We start from the raw sequence: 264 nt of genomic DNA, 5'->3' as shown, positions 1-264 counted from the left end.
AATCACCCGTGCCTTTCACCGCAAGGAAGCGTTCACCCTGGTCGGCTTCGGCGCTATCCTGCAACGCCACAGCGGCGCCCGCACCGGCAAAAAAACGCAGGCCGGTGAGCCGGTGAGGAGAGTTTGACTTAATATTCGATGAACGCGTCATTTTCGAAATAGTAAACGAACGCGTTGAACAGATCCCCTGCACTCGGCGCTGGCAACTGGTCTTTGGCGTTGTCGACTACGTCCTCGATTGCTGAAGTCTCCAGCGTCGCAATC

At 56.4% G+C, this 264-nt stretch carries 1 protein-coding gene; it reads right to left on the bottom strand.

Features of this window, described 5'->3' with window-relative positions; translation table 11 throughout:
- Window positions 1-128: 128 nt before the first annotated feature.
- The gene (locus AC0L3U_RS39550; RefSeq protein WP_473365142.1) at window positions 129-254 is read right to left on the bottom strand and encodes a DUF7716 domain-containing protein; all 126 of its coding nucleotides are present in this window, start codon (window positions 252-254) and stop codon (window positions 129-131) included.
- Window positions 255-264: the final 10 nt, after the last annotated feature.

Source organism: Bradyrhizobium sp. Kon69 (genome assembly GCF_055807515.1).
Note: the sequence above shows the minus strand (reverse complement) of the source record. Positions and strands in the feature narration are given on the sequence as shown.